The 25,708-nt window shown below is 72.0% G+C and carries 29 protein-coding genes; 19 read left to right on the top strand and 10 right to left on the bottom strand.

Annotated features, from left to right (window positions below; all coding sequences use genetic code 11):
* Window positions 1-63 precede the first annotated feature (63 nt).
* The 6 genes from ACH4N1_RS25940 (at window position 64) to ACH4N1_RS25915 (ending at window position 3,597) form a co-directional block, all read left to right on the top strand.
* Window positions 64-702, top strand: a complete 639-nt coding sequence (locus ACH4N1_RS25940) for a hypothetical protein (protein ID WP_398100536.1) — start codon at window positions 64-66, stop codon at window positions 700-702.
* Between the two features lie 52 nt (window positions 703-754).
* Window positions 755-1,039, top strand: coding sequence for a type II toxin-antitoxin system Phd/YefM family antitoxin (locus ACH4N1_RS25935; protein WP_398100534.1), 285 nt, complete (start codon window positions 755-757; stop codon window positions 1,037-1,039).
* 5 nt (window positions 1,040-1,044) lie between these two features.
* The gene (locus tag ACH4N1_RS25930) at window positions 1,045-1,431 is read left to right on the top strand and encodes a type II toxin-antitoxin system VapC family toxin (RefSeq protein WP_398100730.1); all 387 of its coding nucleotides are present in this window, start codon (window positions 1,045-1,047) and stop codon (window positions 1,429-1,431) included.
* 160 nt (window positions 1,432-1,591) lie between these two features.
* Window positions 1,592-2,296: a 3-oxoacyl-[acyl-carrier-protein] reductase gene (gene fabG / locus ACH4N1_RS25925; RefSeq protein ID WP_398100532.1), complete on the top strand. Its 705-nt coding sequence runs from the start codon at window positions 1,592-1,594 to the stop codon at window positions 2,294-2,296.
* Between the two features lie 5 nt (window positions 2,297-2,301).
* Window positions 2,302-3,069 (top strand): enoyl-ACP reductase FabI, encoded by a 768-nt coding sequence (fabI, locus tag ACH4N1_RS25920; RefSeq protein ID WP_363091077.1) that lies wholly within the window; start codon window positions 2,302-2,304, stop codon window positions 3,067-3,069.
* A 171-nt stretch (window positions 3,070-3,240) separates the two neighbouring features.
* A complete protein-coding gene (locus tag ACH4N1_RS25915) occupies window positions 3,241-3,597 on the top strand; it encodes a hypothetical protein (RefSeq protein WP_398100530.1) in 357 nt (118 codons plus the stop codon).
* Here the strand turns inward: ACH4N1_RS25915 and ACH4N1_RS25910 are convergent.
* Window positions 3,578-4,267, bottom strand: a complete 690-nt coding sequence (locus ACH4N1_RS25910; protein ID WP_398100528.1) for a FadR/GntR family transcriptional regulator — start codon at window positions 4,265-4,267, stop codon at window positions 3,578-3,580. The genes ACH4N1_RS25915 and ACH4N1_RS25910 overlap by 20 nt on opposite strands.
* Window positions 4,268-4,337: 70 nt before the next feature.
* Here ACH4N1_RS25910 and ACH4N1_RS25905 point away from each other — a divergent pair, with 70 nt between their 5' ends.
* The 4 genes from ACH4N1_RS25905 (at window position 4,338) to ACH4N1_RS25890 (ending at window position 6,864) form a co-directional block, all read left to right on the top strand.
* Window positions 4,338-5,642, top strand: coding sequence for a CynX/NimT family MFS transporter (locus ACH4N1_RS25905; protein WP_398100526.1), 1,305 nt, complete (start codon window positions 4,338-4,340; stop codon window positions 5,640-5,642).
* A gap of 97 nt (window positions 5,643-5,739) precedes the next feature.
* Window positions 5,740-5,856, top strand: coding sequence for an SGM_5486 family transporter-associated protein (locus ACH4N1_RS25900; protein ID WP_356568251.1), 117 nt, complete (start codon window positions 5,740-5,742; stop codon window positions 5,854-5,856).
* 173 nt (window positions 5,857-6,029) lie between these two features.
* Window positions 6,030-6,239: a hypothetical protein gene (locus ACH4N1_RS25895; RefSeq protein WP_382795884.1), complete on the top strand. Its 210-nt coding sequence runs from the start codon at window positions 6,030-6,032 to the stop codon at window positions 6,237-6,239.
* A 106-nt stretch (window positions 6,240-6,345) separates the two neighbouring features.
* Window positions 6,346-6,864, top strand: a complete 519-nt coding sequence (locus ACH4N1_RS25890) for a SixA phosphatase family protein (RefSeq protein ID WP_398100524.1) — start codon at window positions 6,346-6,348, stop codon at window positions 6,862-6,864.
* Window positions 6,865-6,914: 50 nt separating this feature from the next.
* Here the strand turns inward: ACH4N1_RS25890 and serB are convergent, their stop codons facing one another.
* Entirely contained in the window at window positions 6,915-8,138 is a 1,224-nt protein-coding gene (gene serB / locus ACH4N1_RS25885; protein ID WP_398100522.1) for a phosphoserine phosphatase SerB, read from the bottom strand.
* A gap of 182 nt (window positions 8,139-8,320) precedes the next feature.
* Between serB and ACH4N1_RS25880 the strand changes: the two genes are divergently transcribed.
* The gene (locus ACH4N1_RS25880) at window positions 8,321-8,662 is read left to right on the top strand and encodes a hypothetical protein (RefSeq protein WP_398100520.1); all 342 of its coding nucleotides are present in this window, start codon (window positions 8,321-8,323) and stop codon (window positions 8,660-8,662) included.
* 1 nt (window position 8,663) lies between these two features.
* Here ACH4N1_RS25880 and ACH4N1_RS25875 read toward each other — a convergent pair whose 3' ends face one another.
* Window positions 8,664-10,670, bottom strand: a complete 2,007-nt coding sequence (locus tag ACH4N1_RS25875; protein WP_398100518.1) for a streptophobe family protein — start codon at window positions 10,668-10,670, stop codon at window positions 8,664-8,666.
* Window positions 10,671-10,937: 267 nt separating this feature from the next.
* Here ACH4N1_RS25875 and ACH4N1_RS25870 point away from each other — a divergent pair, with 267 nt between their 5' ends.
* Window positions 10,938-13,463, top strand: a complete 2,526-nt coding sequence (locus ACH4N1_RS25870) for an FHA domain-containing protein (protein WP_398100516.1) — start codon at window positions 10,938-10,940, stop codon at window positions 13,461-13,463.
* Between the two features lie 94 nt (window positions 13,464-13,557).
* Here the strand turns inward: ACH4N1_RS25870 and ACH4N1_RS25865 are convergent, their stop codons facing one another.
* The 3 genes from ACH4N1_RS25865 to ACH4N1_RS25855 form a co-directional block, all read right to left on the bottom strand.
* Entirely contained in the window at window positions 13,558-14,292 is a 735-nt protein-coding gene (locus ACH4N1_RS25865) for a transglycosylase SLT domain-containing protein (RefSeq protein WP_398100514.1), read from the bottom strand.
* Window positions 14,293-14,613: 321 nt separating this feature from the next.
* On the bottom strand, window positions 14,614-15,681 hold the full coding sequence (locus ACH4N1_RS25860; protein WP_398100512.1) for an S-adenosylmethionine:tRNA ribosyltransferase-isomerase: 1,068 nt from the start codon (window positions 15,679-15,681) through the stop codon (window positions 14,614-14,616).
* A complete protein-coding gene (locus ACH4N1_RS25855) occupies window positions 15,678-16,376 on the bottom strand; it encodes an SDR family NAD(P)-dependent oxidoreductase (protein ID WP_398100510.1) in 699 nt (232 codons plus the stop codon). The genes ACH4N1_RS25860 and ACH4N1_RS25855 overlap by 4 nt, the downstream gene beginning before the upstream one ends.
* A gap of 210 nt (window positions 16,377-16,586) precedes the next feature.
* Between ACH4N1_RS25855 and ACH4N1_RS25850 the strand changes: the two genes are divergently transcribed.
* From ACH4N1_RS25850 to ACH4N1_RS25840, 3 genes are all read left to right on the top strand, one after another.
* Window positions 16,587-17,756 (top strand): GAF domain-containing sensor histidine kinase, encoded by a 1,170-nt coding sequence (locus tag ACH4N1_RS25850; RefSeq protein WP_398100509.1) that lies wholly within the window; start codon window positions 16,587-16,589, stop codon window positions 17,754-17,756.
* Window positions 17,749-18,390 carry a response regulator gene (locus ACH4N1_RS25845; RefSeq protein ID WP_398100507.1) on the top strand — a complete coding sequence of 214 codons (642 nt, stop codon included), beginning with the start codon at window positions 17,749-17,751 and terminating at the stop codon, window positions 18,388-18,390. The genes ACH4N1_RS25850 and ACH4N1_RS25845 overlap by 8 nt, the downstream gene beginning before the upstream one ends.
* Window positions 18,391-18,597: 207 nt before the next feature.
* The gene (locus ACH4N1_RS25840; protein WP_398100505.1) at window positions 18,598-18,825 is read left to right on the top strand and encodes a chaplin; all 228 of its coding nucleotides are present in this window, start codon (window positions 18,598-18,600) and stop codon (window positions 18,823-18,825) included.
* 207 nt (window positions 18,826-19,032) lie between these two features.
* On the opposite strand, the gene ACH4N1_RS25835 is transcribed toward ACH4N1_RS25840, so the two are convergent.
* The gene (locus tag ACH4N1_RS25835) at window positions 19,033-19,818 is read right to left on the bottom strand and encodes a hypothetical protein (protein WP_366060553.1); all 786 of its coding nucleotides are present in this window, start codon (window positions 19,816-19,818) and stop codon (window positions 19,033-19,035) included.
* A 156-nt stretch (window positions 19,819-19,974) separates the two neighbouring features.
* On the opposite strand from ACH4N1_RS25835, the gene ACH4N1_RS25830 reads away from it, so the two are divergent.
* The 3 genes from ACH4N1_RS25830 to ACH4N1_RS25820 all read left to right on the top strand — a co-directional run bounded on the left by ACH4N1_RS25830 (window position 19,975) and on the right by ACH4N1_RS25820 (window position 22,349).
* Window positions 19,975-20,772, top strand: a complete 798-nt coding sequence (locus tag ACH4N1_RS25830; protein WP_398100504.1) for an ABC transporter ATP-binding protein — start codon at window positions 19,975-19,977, stop codon at window positions 20,770-20,772.
* A gap of 54 nt (window positions 20,773-20,826) precedes the next feature.
* Window positions 20,827-21,258 (top strand): NfeD family protein, encoded by a 432-nt coding sequence (locus tag ACH4N1_RS25825; RefSeq protein WP_398100502.1) that lies wholly within the window; start codon window positions 20,827-20,829, stop codon window positions 21,256-21,258.
* Window positions 21,259-21,398: 140 nt separating this feature from the next.
* Window positions 21,399-22,349, top strand: a complete 951-nt coding sequence (locus ACH4N1_RS25820; protein ID WP_366060556.1) for an SPFH domain-containing protein — start codon at window positions 21,399-21,401, stop codon at window positions 22,347-22,349.
* A 127-nt stretch (window positions 22,350-22,476) separates the two neighbouring features.
* On the opposite strand, the gene ACH4N1_RS25815 is transcribed toward ACH4N1_RS25820, so the two are convergent.
* The 3 genes from ACH4N1_RS25815 to ACH4N1_RS25805 all read right to left on the bottom strand — a co-directional run bounded on the left by ACH4N1_RS25815 (window position 22,477) and on the right by ACH4N1_RS25805 (window position 24,561).
* Complete coding sequence (locus tag ACH4N1_RS25815; RefSeq protein ID WP_392248394.1) at window positions 22,477-22,983, bottom strand: HNH endonuclease; 507 nt, start codon at window positions 22,981-22,983, stop codon at window positions 22,477-22,479.
* Between the two features lie 212 nt (window positions 22,984-23,195).
* Entirely contained in the window at window positions 23,196-23,735 is a 540-nt protein-coding gene (locus ACH4N1_RS25810; RefSeq protein ID WP_398100499.1) for a YbhB/YbcL family Raf kinase inhibitor-like protein, read from the bottom strand.
* Window positions 23,736-23,778: 43 nt separating this feature from the next.
* Window positions 23,779-24,561, bottom strand: a complete 783-nt coding sequence (locus ACH4N1_RS25805) for a sporulation protein (protein WP_398100497.1) — start codon at window positions 24,559-24,561, stop codon at window positions 23,779-23,781.
* Between the two features lie 144 nt (window positions 24,562-24,705).
* Here ACH4N1_RS25805 and ACH4N1_RS25800 point away from each other — a divergent pair, with 144 nt between their 5' ends.
* Window positions 24,706-25,347: a DNA-3-methyladenine glycosylase gene (locus ACH4N1_RS25800; protein WP_398100496.1), complete on the top strand. Its 642-nt coding sequence runs from the start codon at window positions 24,706-24,708 to the stop codon at window positions 25,345-25,347.
* Window positions 25,348-25,708 lie beyond the last annotated feature (361 nt).

The raw sequence follows: 25,708 nt of genomic DNA, 5'->3' as shown, positions 1-25,708 counted from the left end.
TCGTCGCCCAGGCCCTGCACACCGCCGCGACCGTCCTGGCGGCTCACCGTCCGACTGGACGGGTTGCGCGTCCTGCCCGCGGGCGCCCCCGCTCCCCGCTGGACCCCCGACCGGCGCAACGCCCGCTACGCGCACGCTCTCTCTCTGGCGGAACTCGTCCTGCGCGGTGCCTCGTACGAACTCGGCGACGGCCGGGAGATTGCCGTGGACGGGATGCTGGTCACCATGTGGCGGCTCTTCGAGGCCTATCTGGCCCGAGCGGTCGGGGAGGCGCTGCGCCACCGCGTCGGCGGCAGACCCGAGCCGCAGGACCGGAACTTCTCCCTGGACACCGCCGGCAGGCATGTACTCAAGCCGGACCTGGTGCACTACCTGCCGTCGCCGCGGGACGGGGCGCTCCGCCAGGCCGTGGTCCTCGACGCCAAGTTCAAGACCAAACCCCAGCGGGACGACCTCTACCAGATGACCGCCTACTGCGTACGCCTCGGTCTCGCCGAGGGGTACCTCGTCTACGCCTCCGGCAGGCCCGGCGTCGTGGAGGTGCCGGTGGGGGAGGGGCGGCTGAGGATCTGGCGACACGTCGTCGATCTCTCCCGCCCCTGGCGGGACCTGGCCTCGGACATCGACGCTCTCGCCGAAACGGTCGACACCGCGCGCGGCAAGGGGGACCACGTGAAAGCGACCGCGGCGGGCCGAATGTAGGTACCCTCGGCGATATGTACGCACAACCTGCCTGCTGTGAGGAGAACGCGGTATGAGCACCATCTCGGTCCGCGAGTTCTCGTACAACCCCAGCGCGGTCTTCGCCCGCGTCGAGAAGGGCGAGGCCATCCAGGTCACCCGGCACGGCAACGTGATCGCGATACTGTCACCGGCCGGCAGCCCCATGGAGCGCTACGCGCACCTGGTGGCGCAAGGGAAGATCAAGCTGAAGCCGGTCACCGCCGCCGAGCGGCACAGCATGCCGCACTACGAGGTGCCGGAAGACGTCGACCCCGTGGCGCTCCTGCTGGCCGAGCGCGAAGAGGACGACCGTTGATCTACATGGACACGTCCGCGCTGGTCACCTGGATGACCCGGCGCGGTCACTGGGGCGCGCTGGACGCCTTCCTCCAGGAACGGGCCACGGAGCCGCTCGCCACCAGCACGCTCGGCTTCGTGGAGACCGTACGGACCCTGGACCTCATGGGGCACTTCCCGAAGGCGATGGACGATCTGGACGCCCGGGTCACCGAGATCCTCCTCACCCGGGAAGTACGCGACGGGGCCGCTCTCCTGGTCGGACGGCTGAGGACATTGGACGCGATCCACGTGGCCAGCGCACTCTCGCTGCGGGACGACCTGACCGCGTTGGTGACGTACGACCGCAGGATGCTCGACACGGCTCGTGCCGAGGGCCTGCCCGCTCACGCTCCCGGAATGGCGGAGTGACCGAGCGGCCGACTGTAGAAACCCGACAGTCGCCTCTGCACGTCACTGTCGGTGCCCGATTCCTTGTCGGCGCGCCCGGACCGATAGGTTTCGAGGAAGCCGCCTGTAGATCCAGCTGACCGGGCGGGTGCGTCAAGACCCCTACGGAAAGGGTGATCCGTTGAGCCGCTCGGTTCTCGTCACCGGAGGTAACCGGGGCATCGGCCTCGCCATCGCCCGCGCGTTCGCCGATGCCGGCGACAAGGTCGCGATCACGTACCGGTCGGGGGAGCCGCCCGCCGGCTTCCTGGCCGTCAAGTGCGACATCACCGACACCGAGCAGGTGGAGCAGGCCTACAAGGAGATCGAGGCCGAGCACGGCCCGGTCGAGGTACTGATCGCCAACGCGGGCGTGACCAAGGACCAGCTCCTGATGCGCATGTCCGAGGAGGACTTCACCTCGGTCGTCGACACCAACCTCACCGGCACCTTCCGGGTCGTCAAGCGCGCCAACCGCGCCATGCTGCGGGCCAAGAAGGGCCGCGTCGTCCTGATCTCCTCCGTCGTCGGCCTGCTCGGCTCGGCGGGACAGGCGAACTACGCCGCCTCCAAGGCCGGCCTGGTCGGCTTCGCGCGGTCCCTCGCCCGCGAGCTGGGCTCGCGCAACATCACCTTCAACGTCGTCGCCCCCGGCTTCGTCGACACCGACATGACGCAGGCGCTGACCGACGAGCAGCGCGCCAACATCGTCTCGCAGGTGCCGCTCGGCCGGTACGCGCAGCCCGACGAGATCGCCGCGACGGTGCGGTTCCTCGCCTCGGACGACGCCTCGTACATCACTGGAGCCGTCATCCCCGTAGACGGCGGACTGGGAATGGGTCACTGATCACCATGAGCGGAATTCTCGAGGGCAAGCGCGTCCTGATCTCCGGTGTGCTGATGGAGTCCTCCATCGCCTTCCACGCCGCCAAGCTGGCTCAGGAGCAGGGCGCGGAGATCATCCTCACCGCGTTCCCGCGGCCCACCCTGACCGAGCGCATCGCCAGGAAGCTGCCCAAGCCCACCAAGGTCATCGAGCTGGACGTGACCAACGACGAGCACCTGGGCCGGCTGGCCGACATCGTCGGCGAGGAGCTGGGCGGCCTCGACGGCGTCGTGCACTCCATCGGATTCGCCCCGCAGGACGCCCTCGGCGGCAACTTCCTCAACACGCCCTTCGAGTCCGTCGCCACGGCCATGCACGTCTCGGCGTACTCCCTGAAGTCGCTGACCATGGCCTGCCTGCCGCTGATGCAGAACGGCGGCTCCGTCGTCGGCCTCACCTTCGACGCGCAGTACGCCTGGCCGCAGTACGACTGGATGGGCCCGGCCAAGGCCGCCCTGGAGGCCACCAGCCGCTACATCGCCCGCGACCTGGGCAAGCAGAACATCCGCTGCAACCTCATCTCCGCCGGCCCGCTCGGCTCCATGGCCGCCAAGTCCATCCCGGGCTTCAGCGACCTGGCCGCCGTGTGGGACACCCGCTCCCCGCTGGAGTGGGACCTGAAGGACCCCGAGCCGGCCGGCCGCGGCATCGTCGCCCTGCTGAGCGACTGGTTCCCGAAGACCACCGGCGAGATCATCCACGTGGACGGCGGCCTGCACGCCATCGGCGCCTGATCCACCGCCCCGTCGTCGACGCCCCCGACGCCCCGCCGCCCGCCTCGCGCGGGAGGCGGGGCGTCACCCGTTCGGCGTACCCGGCCGGGCGGCGGAGCACCTGCACGAGGCAGTCTGAAGTACGCGTTCACCAAGCGCTTCCCTCCCCAGCCCGGCCGAGGAGGTCCCTTTGTGCGCCTGTCCCGCAGCGTGGCCCCACTGACCGTCGCCGTCTGCCTCGTCCTGTCGCTGCCCTACGACGCGCTGCCCCACGCGCGCGTGCCGGCACGGCCCGCCACCGCCGCCGCACCCGGGGACCTGTTCGGCTCGGAGTGCCGGACCACCGTCGACGGGTCCGAGGTGACCACCTACTGCCACAACCCCTACGCCGCCGCCGACCGGGTACGCCTGCACATCGAGTGCGCGCGCTGGTGGGACCTCGACACGGACGGCGCCCCCGCCGACGTCGGACCGGCCGTGACCGTACGGCTGACCGGGCGCTGCTGGAAGGAGGTCGGGGCGGTCTGGGTCAGCCACCAGCGGGTGTGAACCGTCCGGGCCGGCACAGGAAGGGGTAGCTCGCGGCCTCGACGGCGGCCGTCTCCGCGTCCCCCGCGCGGATCGCGTCGACCAGCCGGGTGTGGTCCATGCGCGTGTCCGGTGTCAGTTCCCCGCCGACGTCCTCGCGCAGCCAGTCCCGCAGGACCTCGCCCAGGTCGGCGTACACGGCCGTCATCGCGTCGTTGTGGGAGGCGGCCACCACCGCCAGGTGGAACGTCGCGTCCGCCGTCACGAAGGCCTCGGCGTCACCCGACTCCCACGCCTCCTCGCGGCGCAGCAGCAGGGTGTCCAGCTGCCCCAGGTCCTTCTCGGTGCGCCGCTCCGCGGCCAGCCGTGCCGCGCCCGACTCCAGGGTGGCGCGCAGTTCCGCGATGTGCCGCGGGTCGGCGTCCGCGAAGCGGCGGTGCATCACGCCCGCCAGTTCGCTGGTCGCCACCACGTAGGTGCCCGAGCCCTGACGGATGTCCAGCAGCCCGTTGTGCGCGAGCGCGCGGACGGCCTCGCGGACGGTGTTGCGCGCGACGCCCAGTTGCCCGACCAGCTCGGGCTCCGTCGGGATGCGCGAGCCCACCGGCCACTCTCCCGAGGTGATCTGGGTGCGCAGCGCGGCGATGACCTGCTCGGACAGCGCCGAGCGGCGGGGATGGCTCAGGGGCATGGCACACCTTCGCACGGGCGGGTCCGGGAGCGGGCACCCGGGGATGGACAGCGAATCATCCTATGATTCTATGATGGGCGGCATGGCGAGCAAGGAAACGACGAGCACGCGCGCGACCACGAGCACGCGCGACGTGGCCCCCGCGACCGGCCACCACCCGGTGCCCCCACCGTCCGCCCCGCGCGCGTGGACGGCCCGCCTGGTCGTCGTGGGCGTCGTGCTGGCCGCCCTCAACCTCCGCCCCGCCATCACCAGCCTCGGCGCCCTCCTCGAAGAGGTCCGCGACGGCCTCGGCATGAGCGGCAGCGTGGCCGGCCTCCTCACCTCCGTACCCCCGCTCTGCTTCGCCGTCTTCGGCGTCACGGCGCCCCGCCTCGCCCGCCGCTTCGGCGCCGGCGCGGTGGTCTGCGCGGGCATGGCCGCCATCACCGCGGGCCTGCTGATACGGCCGTACGCGGGCGGCACGGCCGGCTTCCTCGCCGCCAGCGCCCTCGCCCTGATGGGCATCGCCGTCAGCAACGTCCTCATGCCGGTCATCGTCAAGCGCTGGTTCCCCGACCGGGTCGGCTCCATGACCGGCCTGTACTCGATGGCCCTCGCCCTCGGCACCTCGGCCGCCGCCGCGGTCACCGTGCCCCTGACCGACGCGCTCGGCGGCGGCTGGCAGTCCGGGCTGGCGGTGTGGGCCGGCCTGGCGGCAGCCGCCGTACTGCCCTGGCTGCCGCTGGCCCGGGAGCGCGGGGCGACGCCCGCCGCGCAGTCCTCCGCGCGCGCGGAGGAAGGCCCCGTACTGCGCATCACCCGCAGCCGCACCGCCTGGGCGCTCGCCGCCTTCTTCGGGCTCCAGGCCACGGCCGCGTACATCACCATGGGCTGGATGCCGCAGATCTTCCGTGACGCGGGCGTACCCGCGAGCACGGCCGGACTGCTCCTGGCCGTCACCATGGTCATGGGGGTGCCGCTCGCCTTCGTCATCCCGCGCCTGGCGACCCGGCTGCCGCACCAGGGCCCGATCGCCGTCGCGCTCGGCCTGTGCGGCCTCGCCGGGTACGCCGGTCTGCACGTCGCGCCCGCCGCCGGCGCCTGGGCCTGGGCCCTGCTGCTCGGCGTCTCCAACTGTGCCTTCCCGCTGGCCTTGACCATGGTCGGGATGCGGGCCAGGACCGGCGGGGGAGTGGCCCAGCTGTCCGCCTTCGCGCAGAGCGCCGGATACCTGCTGTCCATCCCCGGCCCGCTGCTGGTCGGCGTGCTCTACCAGCACAGCGGCGGCTGGGGCCTGCCCCTGGCGCTGATGGCGGCGCTGATGGTCCCGCAGATGGCGGTGGGCGTCCTGGCCGGCCGCGACCGCACGGTCGAGGACGAGGCCGCCCGCTGACGCCGCCGCTCCCTGCTTCCCGGCGTTGCCGGCGTTCCCCGGCGCGCCCGACGACCCCGCAGGGGCCGCCCGGTGCGCCGGGTGCGAGACTGGGCGCATGCCAGTGCTCGACCCGAACCCCGAGAACGGCCAGAAGAAGATGCTGATCGTCTTCGGTTCGTTCCTCCTCATTTTTGTGATCATCGGGATCATCGCCACCATCGCCTCGCCCTGACGCGGCCCCCTCCCCGGTGGAGGGGGGTGGGGTTAACCCCCCTGTCCCCTAGGGGGTGAGGGTCAGGGTCAAGTGGGTGGATCACCGGATGGGACGCCGGCCGCCGGGTCCGTACCTTCGAGATGTGGCCGCGCGACGCGGCCGGAACCCCTCGAGGACCAGCGGAGGCACCCATGTCGGCCCCCACGCACACCCGGCCCCACCCGGTCGCTCAGGGCAGCGGCGTCGGCACCCGGCTGCCCTGGTGGGCCCTGGCCCTGCCGACCCTGGCCTTCGTGGCGCTCCTCGCGCTGATACTGAACCCGTCCGACGCCCAGGCGGCGTCCGGCGACCCGGCGATCACCGACCTCGTCGACCGCGTACGGCAGCTCGTCGGGCGATAGGCTCCCGCGATCACGCCCCGAGCGCACGCCGCACGCCCCGCTCCCCGGTGAAGGCGCATGTCAACTCCCTGCGCCCCGTGGCCTGTTTCATGCGAAGCTGGGAGTCATGAGCGTCGCAGAACCCCGCAGGATCGTCCTCTTCCGGCATGCGAAAGCCGACTGGCCACAGGTGACCGACCACGAGCGACCCCTCGCTGAGCGGGGCCGCCTGGACGCGGCCGTCGCCGGACGCAGGCTGGCCGACACCGGCATCCCCGTCGACCTGGCCCTGTGCTCCACCGCGACCCGCACCCGCGAGACGTGGAAGCTCGCCGTGCACGAGTTCCCGCACCGGCCCCGGACGGTCTACGAGGAGCGGATCTACGAGGCCTCCCCGGGCGAGCTGATCGCCCTGCTCAACGAAACCCCGGACGACGTGCACAACGTCCTCCTGGTCGGCCACAACCCGGGCGTCCAGGGCCTCGCGGACATCCTCTCCGGCGCCGCCGAGGGCGACGCACGCGAGCGGATGACCCGCCGCGGCTTCCCCGCCGCCGCCTTCGCCGTCATGGCCTTCGACGGCTCCTGGAAGTCCCTGGAGCCGGGCACGGCCACACTCGTCGACTACTGGGCGCCGTCCGAGTGACACCGGCGCGGCACACGTGAGGCCCGGCGGCACGCCGGGCCCCGCGGCCGCTACCCCTCGTCGTGCGTGTCCGCCGCCTCGACCTCTTCCCGGGTGACGCCCAGCAGATACAGGACGGTGTCCAGGAAGGGCACGTTCACCGCCGTGTGCGCGGCCTCCCGCACCACGGGCTTGGCATTGAAGGCGACCCCGAGACCGGCCGCGTTCAGCATGTCCAGATCGTTGGCGCCGTCACCGATCGCCACCGTCTGCGACAGCGGTACGCCCGCCTCCGCCGCGAACCGGCGCAGCAGCCGCGCCTTGCCCGCGCGGTCCACGATCTCCCCGATGACCCGGCCGGTCAGCTTCCCGTCGACGATCTCCAGGGTGTTGGCCTGGGCGAAGTCCAGACCCAGCCGTTCCTTGAGGTCGTCGGTGACCTGGGTGAAGCCGCCGGAGACCACACCCACCTGGTAGCCCAGCCGCTTCAGGGTCCGGATCAGCGTGCGCGCGCCCGGCGTCAGCCGCACCTCGGCGCGCACCTTCTCCACGACCGAGGCGTCCAGCCCCGCCAGCAGTGCCACCCGGGCGTGCAGCGACTGCTCGAAGTCCAGCTCGCCCCGCATCGCCGCCGCCGTCACCCCGGCGACCTCGTCCTCACAGCCGGCGTGCGCCGCGAAGAGTTCGATCACCTCGTCCTGGATCAGCGTGGAGTCCACGTCCATGACGACCAGCCGCTGGGCGCGCCGGTGCAGACCCGCGGCCACGACGGCGACGTCGACACCGAGTGCCGCCGCGTCGGTGACCAGCGCGGTGCGCAGCGGTCCGGTCTCCACCCCGGAGACGGCGAACTCGACGGCGGTGACCGGGTACTTGGCCAGCCGGAAGATACGGTCGATGTTGCCGCCGACCTTGGTGATCGTGGCGGCGACGGAGGCCGTGGCCTCCGCGGTGAGCGGATGTCCGAGCACGGTGACCAGTGACCGTCCGAGGCCGCGCGGCCGGTTGTCACCGAGGCCGGAGATGATCTCCGCCTGCATCTTCATGGATTCCGCCCAGCTGTGGACGGTCGACCTCAGATCACCCTCCAGCCCGTGCGGCGGCTCGGTCACGAGCGCGCACAGCACCATGCGGCCACGGGTGACGACCTGCTCGATGTCGACCACGTCGACGGAGTAGGCGGCAAGGGTGTCGAAGAGGCCGGCCGTGATGCCCGGCCTGTCCTTGCCGAAGATCTTGACAAGGAGGGTGGGGACGTCGGAGGACCAGGTCGGCGAGGTCTGCGAAGCGCTCATGGTGTCTCCACCGTATCCGGCACCCCGTGCCTTCCGCCGCCCAGGTCCGTCTGGCGGACACCGAACAGTGGGTGTCGTTCGCACGGCGATCACCTGGAGGAACGGCGCCGAGCAGCCGGCGGGTCCCCGGATGAGTACCGGCACTCATGCCGCCGACCGGTCACCGGCCGCAGGCTGTCTCCGTGAACGTGAAACGGAACGTCGTGCCCCGCGACATCGGCGACTCGCCCGTCTGCCGCGCCCTCGCCCTGCTCTTCTGGGGCTTCACGACGCTGGTGGTGCTGGGCCCCTGCGCCCTCCTGGTCGTCGTCTCCCTCGCCTGGGCACAGCCGGTGACGTCGGTGACGCAGTGTGCGGAGGCCGTCGTGCTCCAGGTCGGCATCGGCGCGGCCGTACTGACACCCCTGTGCTTCCTGCCCGGCTTCGGCCGGCTCGCCCGCTCCGCCCGGTTCGCGCTGCTGGGACCCGTGGCCGCGGCCGTCGCCCTGGCAGTCTTCCTCTGCGTCGGCCTCCCCGCGGGGTGACTCACCGCCGCCCGCCCGGCCCGTCCGGCGGCGGGGGAGGGGGTGGCGGGGGCGGCGGCACGGGACCATCGGCTTCCGGCGACCGCTCCCGGGAGCGCGGGGGCCCCGTCGGGCGCCGGGGCGGCCGGGCGGGGGGCTCCACGGGGCCCACCATCGTCGGCGCGTCGTACAGATCGTGCCCGGGCAGATCGGGTCCGGGCCGCTCGTGCCCGGGCCGGGAGTCCTCCGGTTCCCCAGGCCCCTCCGGCAGTCGCAGGTACGGGTTGGTGGCGGGGTTCGGCGGCCGGTACGGCACACCCGGCACGTACGGCCCGGAGCGGCCGTCCGTCGCCGGGGGGCTGCCGGACCCCTCGGCCGCCCACCCCGGGCCGTCCCCACGCGGAGGCGGGCCGCCCGGCCCGGGCGCCGGCGCCGCGCCCCCGCCCCCCACCGTGATGTCGCACGAGGGCGGCGCCGCCCGCTCGCCCTCGCCCTCGCGCTCCTCCGCGATGTCGTGTGGTCCCGGCGCCGCCCGCTCGCCGGTACCCCCTGCCGCGAAGTCGTACGCCGCTGGCGCCGCCGCCCGTGTCCCCGCCGCCCCGCTCGCCCGGGCGAGGAGCGCCCCGGCCGCCCCGGCGCCGGCGCCCCACGCGCCCCCGAGCAGGACGGCCGTGCCGAGGTGGCCGTGCAGTTCCACGCCGGCGCCGAAGGTGTCGAACCCGAGCACGGACAGGGAGGCGTCGACGGACACGTCCGCCAGCCGGGCGAGCAGCGGCAGTGCCACCGCGGTCACCACCCCCAGCCGCACCGCACACCACCCCACGAACCCGGCGCCACCCGCGCCCCGTACCGCCCCGGAACCGTCGGCCGCCCCGGAACCGTCGGCCGCCCCGGAACCGCCGGCCGTCCCGGCCCGGCCCACCGGGCTCCGCACCGCCGTCAACACCCCCGCCAGCAGCGTCATCACCGCCGCCGCGACCCCCAACAGCCACACCCGTCCGTCCAGTTCGGCCAGCCGGCCCAGCGTCACCGACCCCTCGGTGCCGGTGCCCAGCAGGTCGTCGAGCGGATCGGGCAGCACCCGCGTCAGAACCCCGCTCGCCCGGCCGTCCCACGGCACGAACAGACCGACGTCCACCCCGAACCACACCCCGTTGGGCGCCCCGAGCAGCGCCGCCCCCGCGATCCGCTTCGGATGGTCGTCACCGACCGCCGCGTACGCCGCCGCCGCGAGCCCGGCGGCCACCGCGACCAGCAGCACCGTGACCAGGGCGGACACCGCGGGCCGCACCACCCGGTGCACGGCGTCCCAGCCGGGCGGCAGCGGCGTACGGCGTGAGGCCAGCAGGGCGATCAGCAGCACCGCGGCCGACCACAGCAGTCCGCCGAGCAGCGTCGCGGACGGGTCGACGGTGAAGCCGACCGCGGCCCGCGCGTCGACGAGATCCCCCAGCCGGTCGGGCAGCAGCCCGCCGACGTCCCCGAGGCCGCCCAGCCCGGGGACCTCGACGCCACCCCCGCCGCCGGGCAGGCCGGCCGGCCCCAGCGCCCCGCCGTCGAGGGTGATGACGTCGTGCCCGGCCCAGGCCGGCCCGCCCAGCACGGCGACGAACAGCGCGACCACCGTGCCCGCGCGCGCCAGGAGTTCGGCCGGTGCGACCACGACCCCGGCCGTGCGCAGGGACCGTAGGAAGAACCAGGACAGGAGCACCGCCCCGACCAGGCTCACGCCCAGTGGCGTGATCTCGATGGCGGTGTTCGCCTCCGCACCCGTCAGGCCGAACGCGGACACATCGCCCGACGGCGTCACGGAACCGCCGGCGCCCAGCGCCACGACCGCCGCCGTCATGGGCACCGGCGAACCCGCGGCGTCCGCCCCCAGCAGATGCAGGCCGAGCGCCGCCGTCCCCGCCATCCCGATCAACGCCCAGCTCACCGCGGCGATCGCGGACAGCAGCACGTCCAGCCACGGCACCCGCTCGTCGTACGCCGTGCTCCCGCCGCGCTCGCCGCTCGTGCCGGTGCTCATGCAGACCCCCCGATCCGCGGTGCGGAACGGCGAAGATCGCCGCTTCCGTCCCCCTCGCGTGCGTTTACCACTCTCCGGCCGGGTTTCCACCCCGTCAACGGAAACGGACGACGAGACGACGACGAGACCGCGTGCGCCCGCGCGCCCCCTTCGCAAGGCCCGGCTTTCGGTCAGGGGGCCGAGCCTGAAATAGTTCCCGACGATGTTCGACATCCCTAGACTCCCCGTGATGGGGGTAACTCGGGGGACTACTCAGTGGGGCATGGAGTGCCGGAACTCGTACTGGAATTGAACGGACGCACCTGGACGCTCGATCCGTCCAGGTCATACACCCTCGGACGGGATCCGCAGGGGGACGTCGTCCTCGACGACGCCAGGGTCTCCTGGCGTCACGCCACGGTCAGCTTCAACGGCCGCGGCTGGACACTGGAGGACCACGGCAGCACCAACGGGACGTTCGTACAGGGCCGGCGCGTCCAGCAGGTGGACATCGGGCCCGGCTCGGCGGTCCACCTGGGCAACGCCACCGACGGACCGCGCCTGAACCTCTCCGCCGCGCAGGCGGCGGTCGCGCAGCCGCAGCAGCCGTACGCCGCGCAGGCCGCGAACCCCGGCTGGGCCCAGCCGGCCCCGCCCCAGCAGCAGATGCCGGCGCAGGTGCCGCAGCAGCAGGCGCCGCAGCCCGGATGGGAGCCGCCGCGGAAGGTCGGCGGGCCCGTCGTGCCCCAGCAGGGCCCCGGCGTCGGCGCGGGGGCGCCGCCGGTCCACGGCGACCGCAGCCCGACCACGTTCCACCAGTTCTCCCTCGGCCGGGTCATGCGCATCGGCCGTGCCCTGGAGAACGACCTGGTCGTGTCCGACCTCCAGGTCTCGCGCAACCACGCCGAGTTCCACTCGACGCCCGACGGGCGCATGGAGATCCGCGACCTCGGCTCGCACAACGGCACGTACGTCAACGGCCAGCCGATCGCCAAGGGCGGCTCGCAACTGCTCGGCCCCACCGACGTCGTGGGCGTCGGCCACTCGACGTTCCGGATCGTCGGCGACCGGCTCGAGGAGTTCGTCGACACCGGTGAGGTCTCCTTCTCCGCACGCCACCTGACCGTGACGGTCGACGGCGGCAAGCAGATCCTGAAGGACGTCTCCTTCGGCGTCCCGGAGAAGTCGCTGATCGCGGTCATCGGCCCGTCCGGCTCCGGCAAGTCGACCCTGCTCAAGGCCCTCACCGGCTACCGGCCCGCCAACGAGGGCGACGTCCTCTACGACAACCGCAACCTCTACAAGCAGTTCGCCGAGCTGCGCCAGCGCATCGGTCTGGTCCCGCAGGACGACATCCTGCACAAGGAACTGACCGTCAAGAAGGCCCTCAAGTACGCGGCCAAACTCCGCTTCCCGGCCGACACCACGGCCGCCGAGCGCGACGCCCGCATCGACGAGGTGCTGCGCGAGCTGAAGCTGGACATCCACAAGGACAAGAAGGTCACCTCCCTCTCCGGCGGCCAGCGCAAGCGCGTGTCGGTCGCCCTGGAACTGCTGACCAAACCGTCGCTGATCTTCCTCGACGAGCCGACCTCGGGCCTCGACCCGGGCATGGACCGCGACGTCATGCAGCTGCTGCGCGGTCTCGCCGACGACGGCCGTACGGTCCTCGTGGTCACGCACTCGGTGGCCGAACTCGCCATCTGCGACAAGCTGCTCGTGATGGCGCCGGGCGGCAGCGTCGCCTACTTCGGTCCGCCCGAGGAGGCGCTGAACTTCTTCGGCTACGACAGCTGGGCCGACGTCTTCTCCGCCTTCGAGAACTACCGCGACTACGACTGGGCGGGCCGCTGGAAGGGCTCGCAGCACTACCAGATGTACGCCGCGGACATCGACGCCATCGCACCGCAGTCCGTATCGGTGACGCCGATGCAGGCGATGCGGCCGCCGAAGCCACAGGGCTGGATGTCCCAGTTCGTCACCCTGGTGCGCCGCTACGCGTCGGTGATCGTCTCCGACAAGGGCTTCCTGGGCCTGATGGTGATCCTGCCGGCCGTGATCGGCGCGGTGAGCCTGCTCATCGACCCGGACCGAGGCCTGCTGCCCAACGGGGTCAACCCGCAGAGCGGCCGGATCGTCCCGAACGGCACGGCCAGCACCGTCCTGCTGCTCCTCGCCGTCGGCGCCTGCTTCTCGGGCGCGGCGAACTCCGTCCGTGAGCTGATCAAGGAGCGGGTGATCTACGAGCGGGAGCGCGCGACCGGCCTGTCCCGCTCGGCCTACCTGATGTCCAAGGTGTTCGTGCTCGGTCTGATCACCGTGTTCCAGGGCCTGCTGGTCGGCGTCATCGGCTTCGCCAGCCGTGAGATCCCGGAGGAGGGACTGGTCTTCGGCGGTGCCCCGCTGCTGGAGCTCTCCCTGCCGATCATGGGGCTGGGCTTCACCTCGATGATGTTCGGCCTGGTCATCTCCTCCCTGGTGAAGACGGCCGAGAAGACCATGCCGCTGCTGGTCATGTTCGCCATCGTCCAGGTCGTGTTCACGGGCTGCCTGTTCGCCCTGAACGGTTCGATCGGCGCCAACCAGGTCTCGTACCTGATGCCGTCGCGCTGGGCGGTCGCCGCCGCGGGCGCCACGCTGGACTTCAACAAGATCAGCCCGCCCGAGAAGGGCGCCGGCAACGACCCGCTGTGGGAGCACACCCTCGGCGCCTGGGGCCTGGACATGGCCGCCCTGATCGTCCTCGGCGTGATCTGCGGCTTCTTCGTGGCCCGCTTCCTGCGCCGCCACGAGCCCGAGGTCATGCGCAAGTAGGCGCGAGCGGTCGTACGACGCCGAAGGGCGGCACCCCGGTCAGGGAAGGTGCCGCCCTTCGGTGCGTGGGGGGTCCCGGCGGGAGCCGGGACGCTCAGTACGCGCTGTTGACGTTGTCGATCGTGCCGTACCGGTCGGCCGCGTAGTTGGCGGCGGCGGTGATGTTGGCGACCGGGTCGTAGATGTTCCAGGACGTGCCCGGGACGTGGTACGCCTTGAAGGTCGGCGGGATCACCTGGAGCAGGCCCTTCGACGGGACGCCGTTGACGGCGTTGATGTCCCAGTCGTTGATGGCCTGCGGGTTGCCCGAGGACTCGCGCATGATGTTCTTGTGCAGCCCGTGGTAGGAGCCCGGGATGCCCTTCTTCTTCATGATGCCGAGAGCCTCGTGGATCCAGCCGTCGAGGTTGTTCGGGTAGCTCTTGACGACGACCTGCTTGACCACGGGACGCTGGACGGACCGGCTCGCGGCAGCCTTGGCGGCGCGCGCCGCGGCGGCCTTCTTCGCTGCCGCCTTCTTCGCGGCGGCAGCGGCGGCCGCCTTCTTCTGCGCCGCGGCGGTGGTGGCGGCCTTCTTCGCGGCCACCGCGTCGACGGCGGCCTTCTTCCTGGCCTCGATGGCCTGGACCTTCAGGCTGGTGCCGGCCAGCTGGTCGGTCACGCTGGCCTTGACGTCGCGCACCTGCTCGGAGCTGTAGGCCACGCGGGACGAGGAAAGGGCGTCCGTCGTGGTCGTCTGACCGTCGGCCGGAACCACGGTGAAAGCGACGGCGGCGGCACCGAGCGTGGCGACACCGGCGAGCGCGATCTTGCGAGTGTTCTTGGGCATGGCGGAAGGACCTCTTCGAATAGCGCGGAGGTCGCTCACTTCGTCCGACGACGGACAGCGGGTGCTTTTCGGCACGAGCGCCGCGGATCGGAAACCGCGGCGCTGAGCGACGGGAGCCATTGTTAGCGGCCGCAAAATGCCCAGGCAAAGGTGTGACGTACTATCCCCGGTAGTGGATCAGGGAAGGGCAAAACGGGACAGACCAGGCTGTCTGCCCCGTTCAAAAGGACCCTTTTGGCTTCTATCGCCCTTAGTACGTGATGTGCGCCCTATGTGCGGGCTCACAGGGAGGCCGAGGTTTCGTCACCGGCCGTCGTCGGCTCAGGTCTCTGCGTGAGCAGCTTCCGCCGGCAGGAGAAGGTGCAGGTCCCCGAACTCGTGCCACAGGTAGGAGCCCCGCAGTGCCTCCTCGTAACCCCGGTCGATCGCGGCCCGCCCCGCCACCGCCTCCAGCATGAGCAGATGCGAAGCCTCCGGCTCGTGCAGCCCGGTCAGCAGCCCGTCCACCACCCGCACCCCGCGCTCGGGTGTGACGACGAGGTCCGTCCACCCCGCACGCGCGCGGACGACCCCGTCGGCCCCCACCGCCGACTCCACCGCCCGGACGGCGGTCGTCCCCACCGCGACGACCCGGCCGGCTCCCGCCCGCGCCGCGTTGATCAGCCGGGCCGACCCCGCGGGCACCGCGAACCGCTCCGGGTACGGCGGCTCGTGCGCCTCCACCGACGCCACCCCGGTGTGCAGCGTGACCGGCGCGAACTGCACCCCCCGGCTGACCAGCTCCGTCACCAGCCGTGCCGTGAAAGGACGCGCCGCACTCGGCATCTCCGCGCTGCCCGCCCCGTCGGCCGACGGCAGCGCGAACACCGTCTGGTACGCCGCCAGCGGCTGATCCCGGTCCGTGTAGGAGTAACGGATGGGCCGCCCGTGCTCCCTCAGCAGCCCCGGCACCGCCCCCGCGGTCATCCGCGCCCACCACAACCGCCCCCCGGGCCCGCCCAGCGGCTCCTCCAGCACCAGCCGCACTCCGGAGGGCAGCCGCACCTCCGTCCCGGCCGGCCCTCCCGCACGCGGGCGCGTGGTGCCCCGCCCGTCGGGCTCCCGCAGCTCGACCGCCCACCGCCCGTCGTCCCCGCGCGTGGAGAAGTGCACCACCACGCACGCGTGCCCGATCCGCCCGTCCACGGCGGCGGCCAGCGTCGGCGAGGTGTTCACCACGAGCAGGTCCCCGGCCCGCAGCAGACCCGGCAGCTCCCGGAACACGTGATGCGCCGGCTCGCTCCCCCGCGACACCAGCAGTCGGACGGAGTCCCGGTCGCGGCCGGGCCCGCGCTGCTCGGCCGGAACCCGCGCCGACAACTCCGGCGGCACGCTCAGGGCCGGCGTCATCGCCGTCCCCCCAGCAGGGCCGGTGCCCCGTAGCGCCCGCTCGGCGGCCGCTCGTCCAGCAACCGCAGGAAGGCCGGCACCACACCGCCCGGCTCCGGCCGCGCCCCGTCGTCCTCCGGCACGGCCGCCGCGTACAGGTCCGTCGCCATGTCCCCGGGATCCACCGCCCACACCCGCAGCTCCGGCTCCTCCTCGCCGAGCACCGCCGCGAGCAGGTCGAGGGCCGCCTTCGACGCCCCGTACCCGCCCCACGTCGGGTAGGCCTCGGCCGCCGCGTCCGAACTGACCGTGATCACCGCGCCGTCCGGCGCCGCGCGGAGCAGCGGCAGCGCCTCCTGGACCAGCCCCAGCGCGGCCACCACGTTCACCTCCACGGCCCGCCGCAGCCCCTCCAGGGGCAGCTCCGCCAGCCGTACCAGCGGCTCGGCGCCCAGCGCGCTCGCGTTGTTCACCAGCAGCCGGCATCCGCCGAGCCGCCAGGCGGCCGCCACCAGCGCGGTCCGGTGCGCGGCATCGGTCACGTCCCCGGCGAGCGCCTCCACCCCGGTCCCGTGCTCCGCCACCGCGGCGGCCGCCTCCTTCAGCACCCCGGCCGTCCTGGCGTCCAGCACCAGATCCCAGCCCCGGGCGGCCAGGGCCTCGGCGAGCGCCCGGCCCAGTCCCTTCGAGGCACCCGTGATGATCGCAACCGGCATGACAACCGTCCCCTTCGTCGACCCGCCGCTCGGCGGTGCCGCCACCGTAGGAACGCGCCCCCGCCGGCCGCCTCGGACGCCGGACGGGGCCCACCGGGGCCCTTCGGCGTACGCCCCCGGCACCGGGGACCTCGGACCTAGGCCTTGCGGCCCACCCCGCTGCGTCACGGGCCCGATCCCGCCGTCACACCCCGCCGGTACCGTGAGGGCATGAGTCAAGGCCCCCGGTCCGGCCTCGCCGCGGTCAGTTCCGCGCTGCTGGCCATGAGCAGGCACCTCGAGGTGCGCGACGTCCTCAAGACGATCGTCGCCTCGGCGCGCGAGCTGCTCGACGCGCAGTACGCCGCGCTCGGCGTGCCCGACGACCACGGGGGCTTCGCCCAGTTCGTCGTCGACGGCGTCGACGAGGAACGGTGGAAGGCCATCGGCCCGCTGCCCCGGCAGCACGGCATCCTGGCGGCGATGCTGCACGAGGCCAAGGCCGAGCGCCTCGCCGACGTGCGCAAGGACCCGCGCTTCGAGGGCTGGCCGTCCGCCCACCCGGAGATGTCCGACTTCCTCGGCCTGCCCGTCCGCGACGGCGACGAGGTCATCGGCGCCCTGTTCCTCGCGAACAAGCTGTGTCCCGACGGGGTGAACCCGCCGTGCTCCGGGCCCACGGGCGGCTGCGGATTCACCGAGGACGACGAGGAGCTGCTCGCGATCCTCGCTCAGCACGCCGCGATCGCCCTCACCAACGCCCGCCTGTACGAGCGCAGTCGCGAACTCACCATCGCCGAGGAGCGCTCCCGGCTCGCCCACGAACTGCACGACGCGGTGAGCCAGAAGCTCTTCTCCCTGCGCCTGACCGCCCAGGCCGCCACCACCCTCGTCGACCGCGACCCCGTCCGCGCCAAGGGCGAACTCCAGCAGGTCGCCGCCCTCGCCGCCGAAGCCACCGACGAACTGAGGGCCGCCGTCGTCGAGTTGCGCCCCGCCGCCCTCGACGAGGACGGCCTGGTGGCCACCCTCCGCACCCAGATCCAGGTTCTGGACCGCGCCCACTCCGCGCGCGTGACCTTCACCGCCCACGGCGTCCGGGCCCTGCCCGCCGCCCAGGAGGAGGCCTTCCTGCGCGTCGCCCAGGAGGCCCTGCACAACGCGCTGCGCCACTCGGGCGCCGAGCACGTCGAGGTGACCCTCCACAAGCGCGGCCCGGACACGGTCCTGCGCGTCGTCGACGACGGCGGCGGATTCGACCCCACGACGGTCCGCAGGGCCGGCCGCCACCTGGGCCTGGTCTCCATGCGGGACCGGGCCGGCGGGGTCGGCGGCAGCCTGACGGTGCAGTCGGCGCCCGGCAAGGGCACCACGATAGAGATGGAGGCCCCCGGTGGCTGACGCAATCAAGGTGCTGCTCGTCGACGACCACCAGGTCGTCCGCCGCGGCCTGCGCACCTTCCTGGAGGTCCAGGACGACATCGAGGTCGTCGGGGAGGCGTCCGACGGGGCCGAGGGAGTCGCCCGCGCCGAGGAGCTGAGGCCCGACGTCGTCCTGATGGACGTCAAGATGCCGGGCATGGACGGCGTGGAGGCGCTCCGCAGACTCCGCGAACTGGCCAACCCCGCGCGCGTCCTGGTCGTCACCAGCTTCACCGAGCAGCGCACGGTGGTCCCCGCCCTGCGCGCGGGTGCCGCCGGGTACGTCTACAAGGACGTGGACCCCGACGCACTGGCCGGCGCCATCCGCTCGGTCCACGCCGGCCACATCCTGCTCCAGCCCGAGGTCGCCGACGCCCTCCTCTCCCAGGAGGAGACCAACTCGGTGCAGGGGAGGGGCGGTTCGCTCACCGAGCGGGAGCGTGAGGTCCTCGGTCTGATAGCGGACGGCCGCTCCAACCGGGAGATCGCCCGAGCCCTCGTGCTGTCCGAGAAGACCGTCAAGACCCACGTCTCGAACATCCTGATGAAGCTCGACCTCGCCGACCGCACCCAGGCCGCCCTGTGGGCCGTACGCCACGGCGCGGCGGGCTGACACACGCCCCGGCGCACGACACCGGCGGCACGGCACCCGGTGCACGACCGGTGGCACGGCGGGGCGCCCGTCCGGACACGTCTCCTCCGGTCCGAGATCCATACCGTCGTGGAAATGTCCCCCGAACGGCGCATCCTCCGCCGGCCCCCGACGTTCTCCAGCGCGTGCCGCGGTGATCGCCGCGGCCGTCACCAGGAGGGGTCGGAAGTGAAGAACCTGAAGAAGGCAGCGGCCGTGACGATGATCGCCAGTGGACTGGTGGCGTCGGCCGCCGGCGGCGCGTCGGCCGCCGGCGTCGCCGAGCACTCGCCGGGCGTCGTCTCGGGCAACGTCGCCCAGGCCCCGGTCCACATCCCGGTCAACGCCGTCGGCAACAGCGTCGACGTCGTCGGCGTGCTCAACCCCGCCTTCGGGAACCTGGGCCTCAACCACTGAGGCACCCGCCACCGAGGAACCGCCGAGTCCCTCCCGGCCTCTCCCGGCCCCACTCCGGGGGAGGCCGGTTCGCCCCGACCCCCGCCGGTGGGGTCGACGCCTTCCCCCGCCGGTACCGCGACCGACGCCTTCCGCCGCCGTCCCGGCGGGTACCGCCGGTCACCGACGCGGAGGCCGGCCACCCGTCCCGCGCCACGCGCGGACACCTCACCGCCCCCGCTCGCGCTCCTCCACATACGCGTTGTACGCAGCCACCTGCGCCCGCCGCCCCGTCCGCTCCACCGGCTGCAACGCGGCCACCCGAGCCCCCATCTCGGAAGCGCTCACCGCACCCCCGTGCCCGTTCTCACGGGCCAGCGACACCAGCAACCCCACCCGCTGCGCCAGCTCCAGCACCCGCACCGCGCGCGGCGGGTACCCCGGCGCCAGCACCTCCCGCCCGCGCTCCGCCCGTGCCCGGTACGCGTCGATCGCCGCCTCGGCCACCGGCCCCGAGCCCGCCACGTCCAACCGCGCCAGGACGGCCGTGGCGTCACGCAGCGCCTCCGCCAGCTCCCGCTCGGCCTCACCCAGCGACGGCACGTCCGCCGGCGGAGCCTCCCGCACCGGGAGGCAGTGCCACGTCACCTCGACATGTACATCGCCCGCCGGCCCGGCCTCGTACACCTCCGGCACCAGCCCGAGCGCGGCCCCGTGACAGACCACCGCCTCCTCGGCCTCCAGCGCCCGCGCGTTGAACTCCGGCGGCCCGCTCAGCCCCAGCGGATGCCCCGGCGCCGGCAGCGCCACCCGCAGCCCCCTCACACCGAGCGCCCGCAGCCGTCCGAGCGCGAGCGTGAGCCCGACGGGCGCGGACTCGCCGGGCAGCCCTTCCACCCGGTGCACGGCGTCCTCCCCGACGATGGCGAGTACGGCGTCGTCCGGAGAGACAAGTCCGGCCAAAAGCGCATTTCCCCAAGCTGCGAGGCGACCGGAGCGCGGTTCAGAGAGCATGCCCCCAAGCCTAAGGACCGGACCGATGGAACGGCCCACCCGGCCGGTGGCGTAGATTTTCCTGGAGGGGCCGCGCCCACCCGCGCGCGGCGGTCCGAGCCACAGGCGTACGCGACAACCGAGACCGGCCACACTGCAAGGGGAGACAACGCGCTCATGAGCGATGTTCTGGAGCTTCAGGACGTATCCGTGGTCCGCGAGGGCCGGGCTCTGGTGGACCAGGTCTCCTGGTCGGTCAAGGAAGGCGAGCGCTGGGTCATCCTCGGCCCCAACGGAGCCGGCAAGACGACCCTGCTGAACGTCGCGTCCAGCTACCTCTACCCCAGCAGCGGCACCGCCGCCGTCCTCGGTGAGACCCTCGGCCGTCCCGGCACCGACGTCTTCGAACTGCGCCCCCGCATCGGCATGGCCGGCATCGCCATGGCCGACAAGCTCCCCAAGCGCCAGACCGTCCTGCAGACCGTCCTGACCGCCGCGTACGGCATGACGGCCAGCTGGCAGGAGGACTACGAGGAGATCGACGAACAGCGCGCCCGCGCCTTCCTCGACCGCCTCGGCATGACCGAGTACCTGGACCGGAAGTTCGGCACCCTCTCCGAGGGCGAGCGCAAGCGCACGCTCATCGCCCGCGCCCTGATGACCGACCCCGAACTGCTGCTCCTCGACGAGCCGGCCGCCGGCCTCGACCTCGGCGGCCGCGAGGACCTCGTCCGCCGCCTCGGCCGCCTGGCCCGCGACCCGATCGCCCCCTCGATGATCATGGTCACGCACCACGTCGAGGAGATCGCCCCCGGTTTCACGCACGTCCTCATGATCCGTCAGGGCAAGGTCCTCGCCGCCGGACCGGTCGAACTCGAACTGACCTCCCGCAACCTCTCCCTCTGCTTCGGCCTCCCCCTCGTCGTGGAACAGGTCGGCGACCGCTGGACCGCCCAGGGCCTGCCGCTGTCCTGACCGCCCCCGTTCGCGCCCTGTCGGTCGCACACCCGCCGGACCTACCATGAACACGTGGACGACATCGACGCGTGGGTGTGGTGGCTCGTAGGTGCGGCAGCGCTCGGAATCCCTCTGGTGGTCACCGCCATGCCGGAGTTCGGCATGTTCGCGGTCGGTGCGGTGGCCGCGGCCGTCGCGGCCGCCCTCGGCTTCGACGTGGTCGCCCAAGTACTCGTCTTCGTGGTCGTCTCCGTCGCCCTCATCGCCGTCGTACGGCCCATCGCGGCCCGGCACAGCGCCCAGCGGCCCCAATTCGCCAGCGGCGTCGACGCGTTGAAGGGCAAGCAGGCCGTCGTACTGGAACGGGTCGACGGCAGGGGAGGACGTATCAAGCTCGCCGGGGAGATCTGGTCGGCGCGCGCTCTCGACACCGACCGCACCTATGAAGTGGGGCAGGAGGTCGACGTCGTGGACATCGAGGGGGCCACGGCGATCGTCATCTGACCCAGTCAACTACCGCACCACGTAAGTGAACCGAACACCCCACGAGCCGGACGACGGTCTGGCACACTCGACCAGCAAGATCTTCAACAAGCCTAAGATCTTCCGAAAGCGCCGAGGCGGAGAAGGGTACGGGGAGCACGATGGAACCGGTCATCATCGTCTTGATCATCCTGGTGGTGTTGGTCTTCATCGCCCTGATCAAGACGATCCAGGTCATCCCACAGGCGAGCGCCGCGATCGTGGAGCGGTTCGGCCGCTACACACGGACGCTCAACGCGGGCCTCAACATCGTCGTCCCGTTCATCGACACCATCCGCAACCGCATCGACCTGCGTGAACAGGTCGTTCCGTTCCCGCCGCAGCCGGTCATCACCCAGGACAACCTGGTCGTCAACATCGACACCGTCATCTACTACCAGGTGACCGACGCCCGCGCCGCGACCTACGAAGTCGCCAGCTACATCCAGGCGATCGAGCAGCTCACCGTCACCACCCTGCGCAACATCATCGGCGGCATGGACCTGGAGCGCACCCTGACCTCCCGCGAGGAGATCAACGCGGCTCTGCGCGGAGTGCTCGACGAGGCCACCGGCAAGTGGGGCATCCGCGTCAACCGCGTGGAGCTGAAGGCGATCGAGCCCCCGACCTCCATCCAGGACTCGATGGAGAAGCAGATGCGCGCCGACCGGGACAAGCGCGCCGCGATCCTCACCGCCGAAGGCACGCGCCAGGCCGCCATCCTCACCGCGGAAGGCGAGAAGCAGTCCGCCATCCTCAAGGCCGAGGGCGAGGCCAAGGCCGCCGCCCTGCGCGCCGAGGGCGAGGCCCAGGCCGTCCGCACGGTCTTCGAGGCGATCCACGCCGGCGACGCGGACCAGAAGCTCCTCTCCTACCAGTACCTCCAGATGCTCCCGAAGATCGCCGAGGGCGACGCCAACAAGCTCTGGATCGTGCCCAGCGAAATCGGCGACGCCCTCAAGGGACTGTCCGGCGCCATGGGCAACTTCGGTCCCATGGGCGGCGGTTCGGGCTCCAACGGCGGTGGCTCGGACAGCCCGAGGGAACGCCGCGAGAAGCCGTCGATCGACTGACGACGCACCCCCTGAAACCCCCGGTTCCCCGCAGCCCTTCAAGGACTGCGGGGAACTGTTCGACTGCGGGGAACCGTTCGTCGCGGCCACGGCGGGGCGGCGCACGCAACACGGCCTGCCCGCCGGGCTACGCCGCGTCCGTGGTCAGCCACTCCGGCAGCGCGGCCAGGTCCTCCTGCCCCAGGGCGAGCAGCATCGCGTCCTGCGGGGTCGGCTCGAACGGCTGCCGCAGCAGCGGCATGCCCGCCTGCTCCGGAGTCCGGTCCGCCTTGCGGTGGTTGTCCTCCGCGCACGAGGCGACCGTGTTGAGCCAGGAGTCCTGACCGCCCTGGGCCCGCGGCACGACGTGGTCCACCGTGGTCGCCCGGCGACCGCAGTAGGCGCACCGGTGCCGGTCCCGGACCAGCACACCCCGCCGCGACCACGGAGCTTGTCTTCGGAACGGCACCCGTACGTACCTGCACAGCCTGATGATCCGGGGCGCCGGTATGTCCACCTCGGCTCCCCGCATCCGCAGTTCGGGGTGGGCCTGCTCGACGACGGCCTTGTCCTGAAGCACCAGAACGACGGCTCGGTTCAACGTCACCGTCGACAGCGGCTCGAAGCTCGCGTTGAGTACCAGCGTGTCCCGCATACCAGCCCACCTCCCGTGTGCACCGGCCCACCCCCTGGCGGGCTGGGAACAACTCTGGCCGGGCACACCGAGATGGACAACGCAATATCTGCTGCTCCCACGGGGGATGCCCCCCGCGCCCCCGGCAACAAAATGCCCGCCCCTGATCACTTCCAAGACCAGGGACGGGCAAACGTTGAACGAACGATGAGATGACTCGGGGGAGGCCCGGCTCAGCTCGCGGCGGGGCTCTCGTACTCCCCGATCAGCTGGGCTCGCGCGAGCGTGTGGAAGCGCAGATTGAACCCGACGGCGGCGGGAGAGGCGTCCGAGTCCGGACCGAGCTTCTCCTGGTCCACCGCGTACACCGTGAAGACGTACCGGTGCGGGCCGTCCCCGGGCGGCGGGGCTGCCCCGCCGAAGTCCTTCGTCCCGTAGTCGTTGCGCGCGTGGACGGCACCCTCGGGCAGGCCCTCGAACTTGCCGCCGCCGGCCCCCGCCGGAAGCCCGGTCACCGAGGCGGGGATGTCGAACAGCACCCAGTGCCAGAAGCCGCTGCCCGTCGGTGCGTCGGGGTCGTAACAGGTCACCGCGAAGCTCTTGGTCTCCGGCGGGAAACCCTCCCACCGCAGCTGCGGCGAGGTGTTCCCGTCCGACTGGACCTGGTCGCCCTTGAGGGTCGCGCCCTCCTCGACGTCCTCGCTCGTCACCGTGAACGACGGCACGGGCGGATGGAAGTCGTGGGGGAGCGGCCGTCGCTTGAGCTCGGTCACCTCGGTACCTCCTGCATCGGTTCTGGAGTCAGTGGTTCCGAGCCTAGAACCAGTTGCGCCTGCTGCCGACCTCGGACAGCCACTGGTTGAGGTACGCCGCCCAGTCGGTCCCCTGGTAGTCGTTCAGCCCGACCTGGAAGGAGCGGAAGGTGTCGCTGCCCTCACTGAACAGCCCCGGCTTCTTGTCCATCTCCAGCACGACGTCCATCGTGTGCTCGTCGGCGACGAAGCTCACCTCGACCTGGTGCAGACCCCGGTACTGCGACGGCGGGAAGAACTCGATCTCCTGGTAGAACGGCAGCTTCTGCCGCGTCCCCCGGATGTGACCGCGCTCCAGGTCCGCGTTCTTGAAGCGGAAGCCCAGCTGGAGGAAGGCGTCCAGGATCGCCTTCTGCACCGGCAGCGGGTGCACGTTCACCGGGTCCAGGTCACCGGAGTCCACGGCCCGCGCGATCTCCAGCTCCGTGGTCACCCCGACGTTCATCCCGCGCAGGGCCTGCCCGTCGATCATCGTGATGGGCGTCTCCCACGGGATCTCCAGACCGAACGGCACGGCGTGCACCGCGCCCGCCTGCAGCTCGAAGGCCCCTCCCAGACGCTGCTTGACGAACTCGATGTCCTGCTTGTACTCCTGGTCGCCGCTCTCGACCTCGACCTTGGCCTGGAGCCCGACGGACAGTCCCTCGATCTGCTGGTTCACGGACCCGCCCTGGATCCGCACCTCGCCCTGCACCACGCCACCCGGAACGACGTTGACCTCGGTCAGCACCGTCTCGACCGAGGCCCCACCGGCCCCGAGACTCGCGAGCAGCTTCTTGAACGCCATGACTCTCCCTCTAGACCTCTACGACGGGATCCTTGATCCCTACAAACGCGATCCGGCCGGAGCCGGTTCCGCACTCCACCCTGGCAACCCGGGTGCCCACTGGCCACCCCGACGCACCGACCGCCTCCATTACGCTCGGAGGGCATGATCGCGACCCCCGACCGTACGCCCCTGCCCAGGACCTTCTTCGAGCGCCCCGTTCTGGAGGTGGCCCCCGATCTCCTCGGCCGCCTCGTCGTGCGCACCACCCCGGACGGTCCGATCACCCTGCGCCTCACCGAGGTCGAGGCCTACGACGGCCCGAACGACCCCGGTTCCCACGCCTTCCGCGGACGCACCGCCCGCAACAGCGTGATGTTCGGCCCGCCCGGACACGTGTACGTCTACTTCACCTATGGCATGTGGCACTGCATGAACCTCGTCTGCGGCCCCGAGGGCGCCGCGAGCGGTGTCCTGCTCCGCGCGGGTGAGGTGATCGGAGGCACCGAGCAGGCCCGCAGGCGTCGACTCTCGGCCCGCGACGACAGGGAACTGGCCAAAGGCCCCGCCCGCCTGGCCACGGCCCTGGACGTCGACCGGACCCTCGACGGCACGGACGCCTGCGCCCCCGGCGGCACCCCGCTCCGCGTCCTCACGGGTACCCCGGCACTCACCGACCAGGTACGCAACGGCCCACGCACCGGAGTCTCCGGCGACGGCGCGTTCCACCCCTGGCGCTACTGGATCGCCGGCGACCCGACGGTGAGCCCCTATCGGGCCCACGTGCCCCGGCGCCGCCGAAGTTGACTCGCCTTGGACAGCGGCGTAACGTAGCCCGAGCCGCTTGAACCGGGTACGGCATTCGCCAGCAGCCGGAAGTGGCCAACCCACTACCTACGACGCCCCTCAGCGGGGTCGAATTCGGCGTGCCTGCATGTCTGAATTCGAACTCGGCGGAGTTCGATTATGAGCTGCCGAGGGAATCGGCTAACGTAGTGAATGTCGAAAGGCCGACAGGCGAAAGCCAGAAGCTCGAGGCAAATCCCGCCGACAGGGAATCGGGCCGGAAACGGTCTGATAGAGTCGGAACCGCCGGAAAGGAAACCGCGAAACATAAGCGGGGGCCTGGAAAGCACCGAGGAAATCGGGCCGGGAAACGGTCTGATAG

It is taken from the genome of Streptomyces sp. NPDC017202, assembly GCF_044331705.1.
Classification (GTDB): Bacteria; Actinomycetota; Actinomycetes; order Streptomycetales; family Streptomycetaceae; genus Streptomyces.
Note: the sequence above shows the minus strand (reverse complement) of the source record. Positions and strands in the feature narration are given on the sequence as shown.

What these genes read in the sequence shown, in the direction of transcription:
- ACH4N1_RS25935 (WP_398100534.1), top strand. Translation starts at nt 755, where the DNA reads ATGAGCACCATCTCGGTCCGCGAGTTCTCGTACAACCCCAGCGCGGTC.
- ACH4N1_RS25930 (WP_398100730.1), top strand. Translation starts at nt 1,045, where the DNA reads ATGGACACGTCCGCGCTGGTCACCTGGATGACCCGGCGCGGTCACTGG.
- fabI (WP_363091077.1), top strand. Translation starts at nt 2,302, where the DNA reads ATGAGCGGAATTCTCGAGGGCAAGCGCGTCCTGATCTCCGGTGTGCTG.
- ACH4N1_RS25910 (WP_398100528.1), bottom strand. Translation starts at nt 4,267, where the DNA reads ATGCCCCTGAGCCATCCCCGCCGCTCGGCGCTGTCCGAGCAGGTCATC.
- ACH4N1_RS25905 (WP_398100526.1), top strand. Translation starts at nt 4,338, where the DNA reads ATGATGGGCGGCATGGCGAGCAAGGAAACGACGAGCACGCGCGCGACC.
- ACH4N1_RS25900 (WP_356568251.1), top strand. Translation starts at nt 5,740, where the DNA reads ATGCCAGTGCTCGACCCGAACCCCGAGAACGGCCAGAAGAAGATGCTG.
- ACH4N1_RS25895 (WP_382795884.1), top strand. Translation starts at nt 6,030, where the DNA reads ATGTCGGCCCCCACGCACACCCGGCCCCACCCGGTCGCTCAGGGCAGC.
- ACH4N1_RS25890 (WP_398100524.1), top strand. Translation starts at nt 6,346, where the DNA reads ATGAGCGTCGCAGAACCCCGCAGGATCGTCCTCTTCCGGCATGCGAAA.
- serB (WP_398100522.1), bottom strand. Translation starts at nt 8,138, where the DNA reads ATGAGCGCTTCGCAGACCTCGCCGACCTGGTCCTCCGACGTCCCCACC.
- ACH4N1_RS25875 (WP_398100518.1), bottom strand. Translation starts at nt 10,670, where the DNA reads ATGAGCACCGGCACGAGCGGCGAGCGCGGCGGGAGCACGGCGTACGAC.
- ACH4N1_RS25865 (WP_398100514.1), bottom strand. Translation starts at nt 14,292, where the DNA reads ATGCCCAAGAACACTCGCAAGATCGCGCTCGCCGGTGTCGCCACGCTC.
- ACH4N1_RS25860 (WP_398100512.1), bottom strand. Translation starts at nt 15,681, where the DNA reads ATGACGCCGGCCCTGAGCGTGCCGCCGGAGTTGTCGGCGCGGGTTCCG.
- ACH4N1_RS25855 (WP_398100510.1), bottom strand. Translation starts at nt 16,376, where the DNA reads ATGCCGGTTGCGATCATCACGGGTGCCTCGAAGGGACTGGGCCGGGCG.
- ACH4N1_RS25850 (WP_398100509.1), top strand. Translation starts at nt 16,587, where the DNA reads ATGAGTCAAGGCCCCCGGTCCGGCCTCGCCGCGGTCAGTTCCGCGCTG.
- ACH4N1_RS25835 (WP_366060553.1), bottom strand. Translation starts at nt 19,818, where the DNA reads ATGCTCTCTGAACCGCGCTCCGGTCGCCTCGCAGCTTGGGGAAATGCG.
- ACH4N1_RS25830 (WP_398100504.1), top strand. Translation starts at nt 19,975, where the DNA reads ATGAGCGATGTTCTGGAGCTTCAGGACGTATCCGTGGTCCGCGAGGGC.
- ACH4N1_RS25820 (WP_366060556.1), top strand. Translation starts at nt 21,399, where the DNA reads ATGGAACCGGTCATCATCGTCTTGATCATCCTGGTGGTGTTGGTCTTC.
- ACH4N1_RS25815 (WP_392248394.1), bottom strand. Translation starts at nt 22,983, where the DNA reads ATGCGGGACACGCTGGTACTCAACGCGAGCTTCGAGCCGCTGTCGACG.
- ACH4N1_RS25805 (WP_398100497.1), bottom strand. Translation starts at nt 24,561, where the DNA reads ATGGCGTTCAAGAAGCTGCTCGCGAGTCTCGGGGCCGGTGGGGCCTCG.
- ACH4N1_RS25800 (WP_398100496.1), top strand. Translation starts at nt 24,706, where the DNA reads ATGATCGCGACCCCCGACCGTACGCCCCTGCCCAGGACCTTCTTCGAG.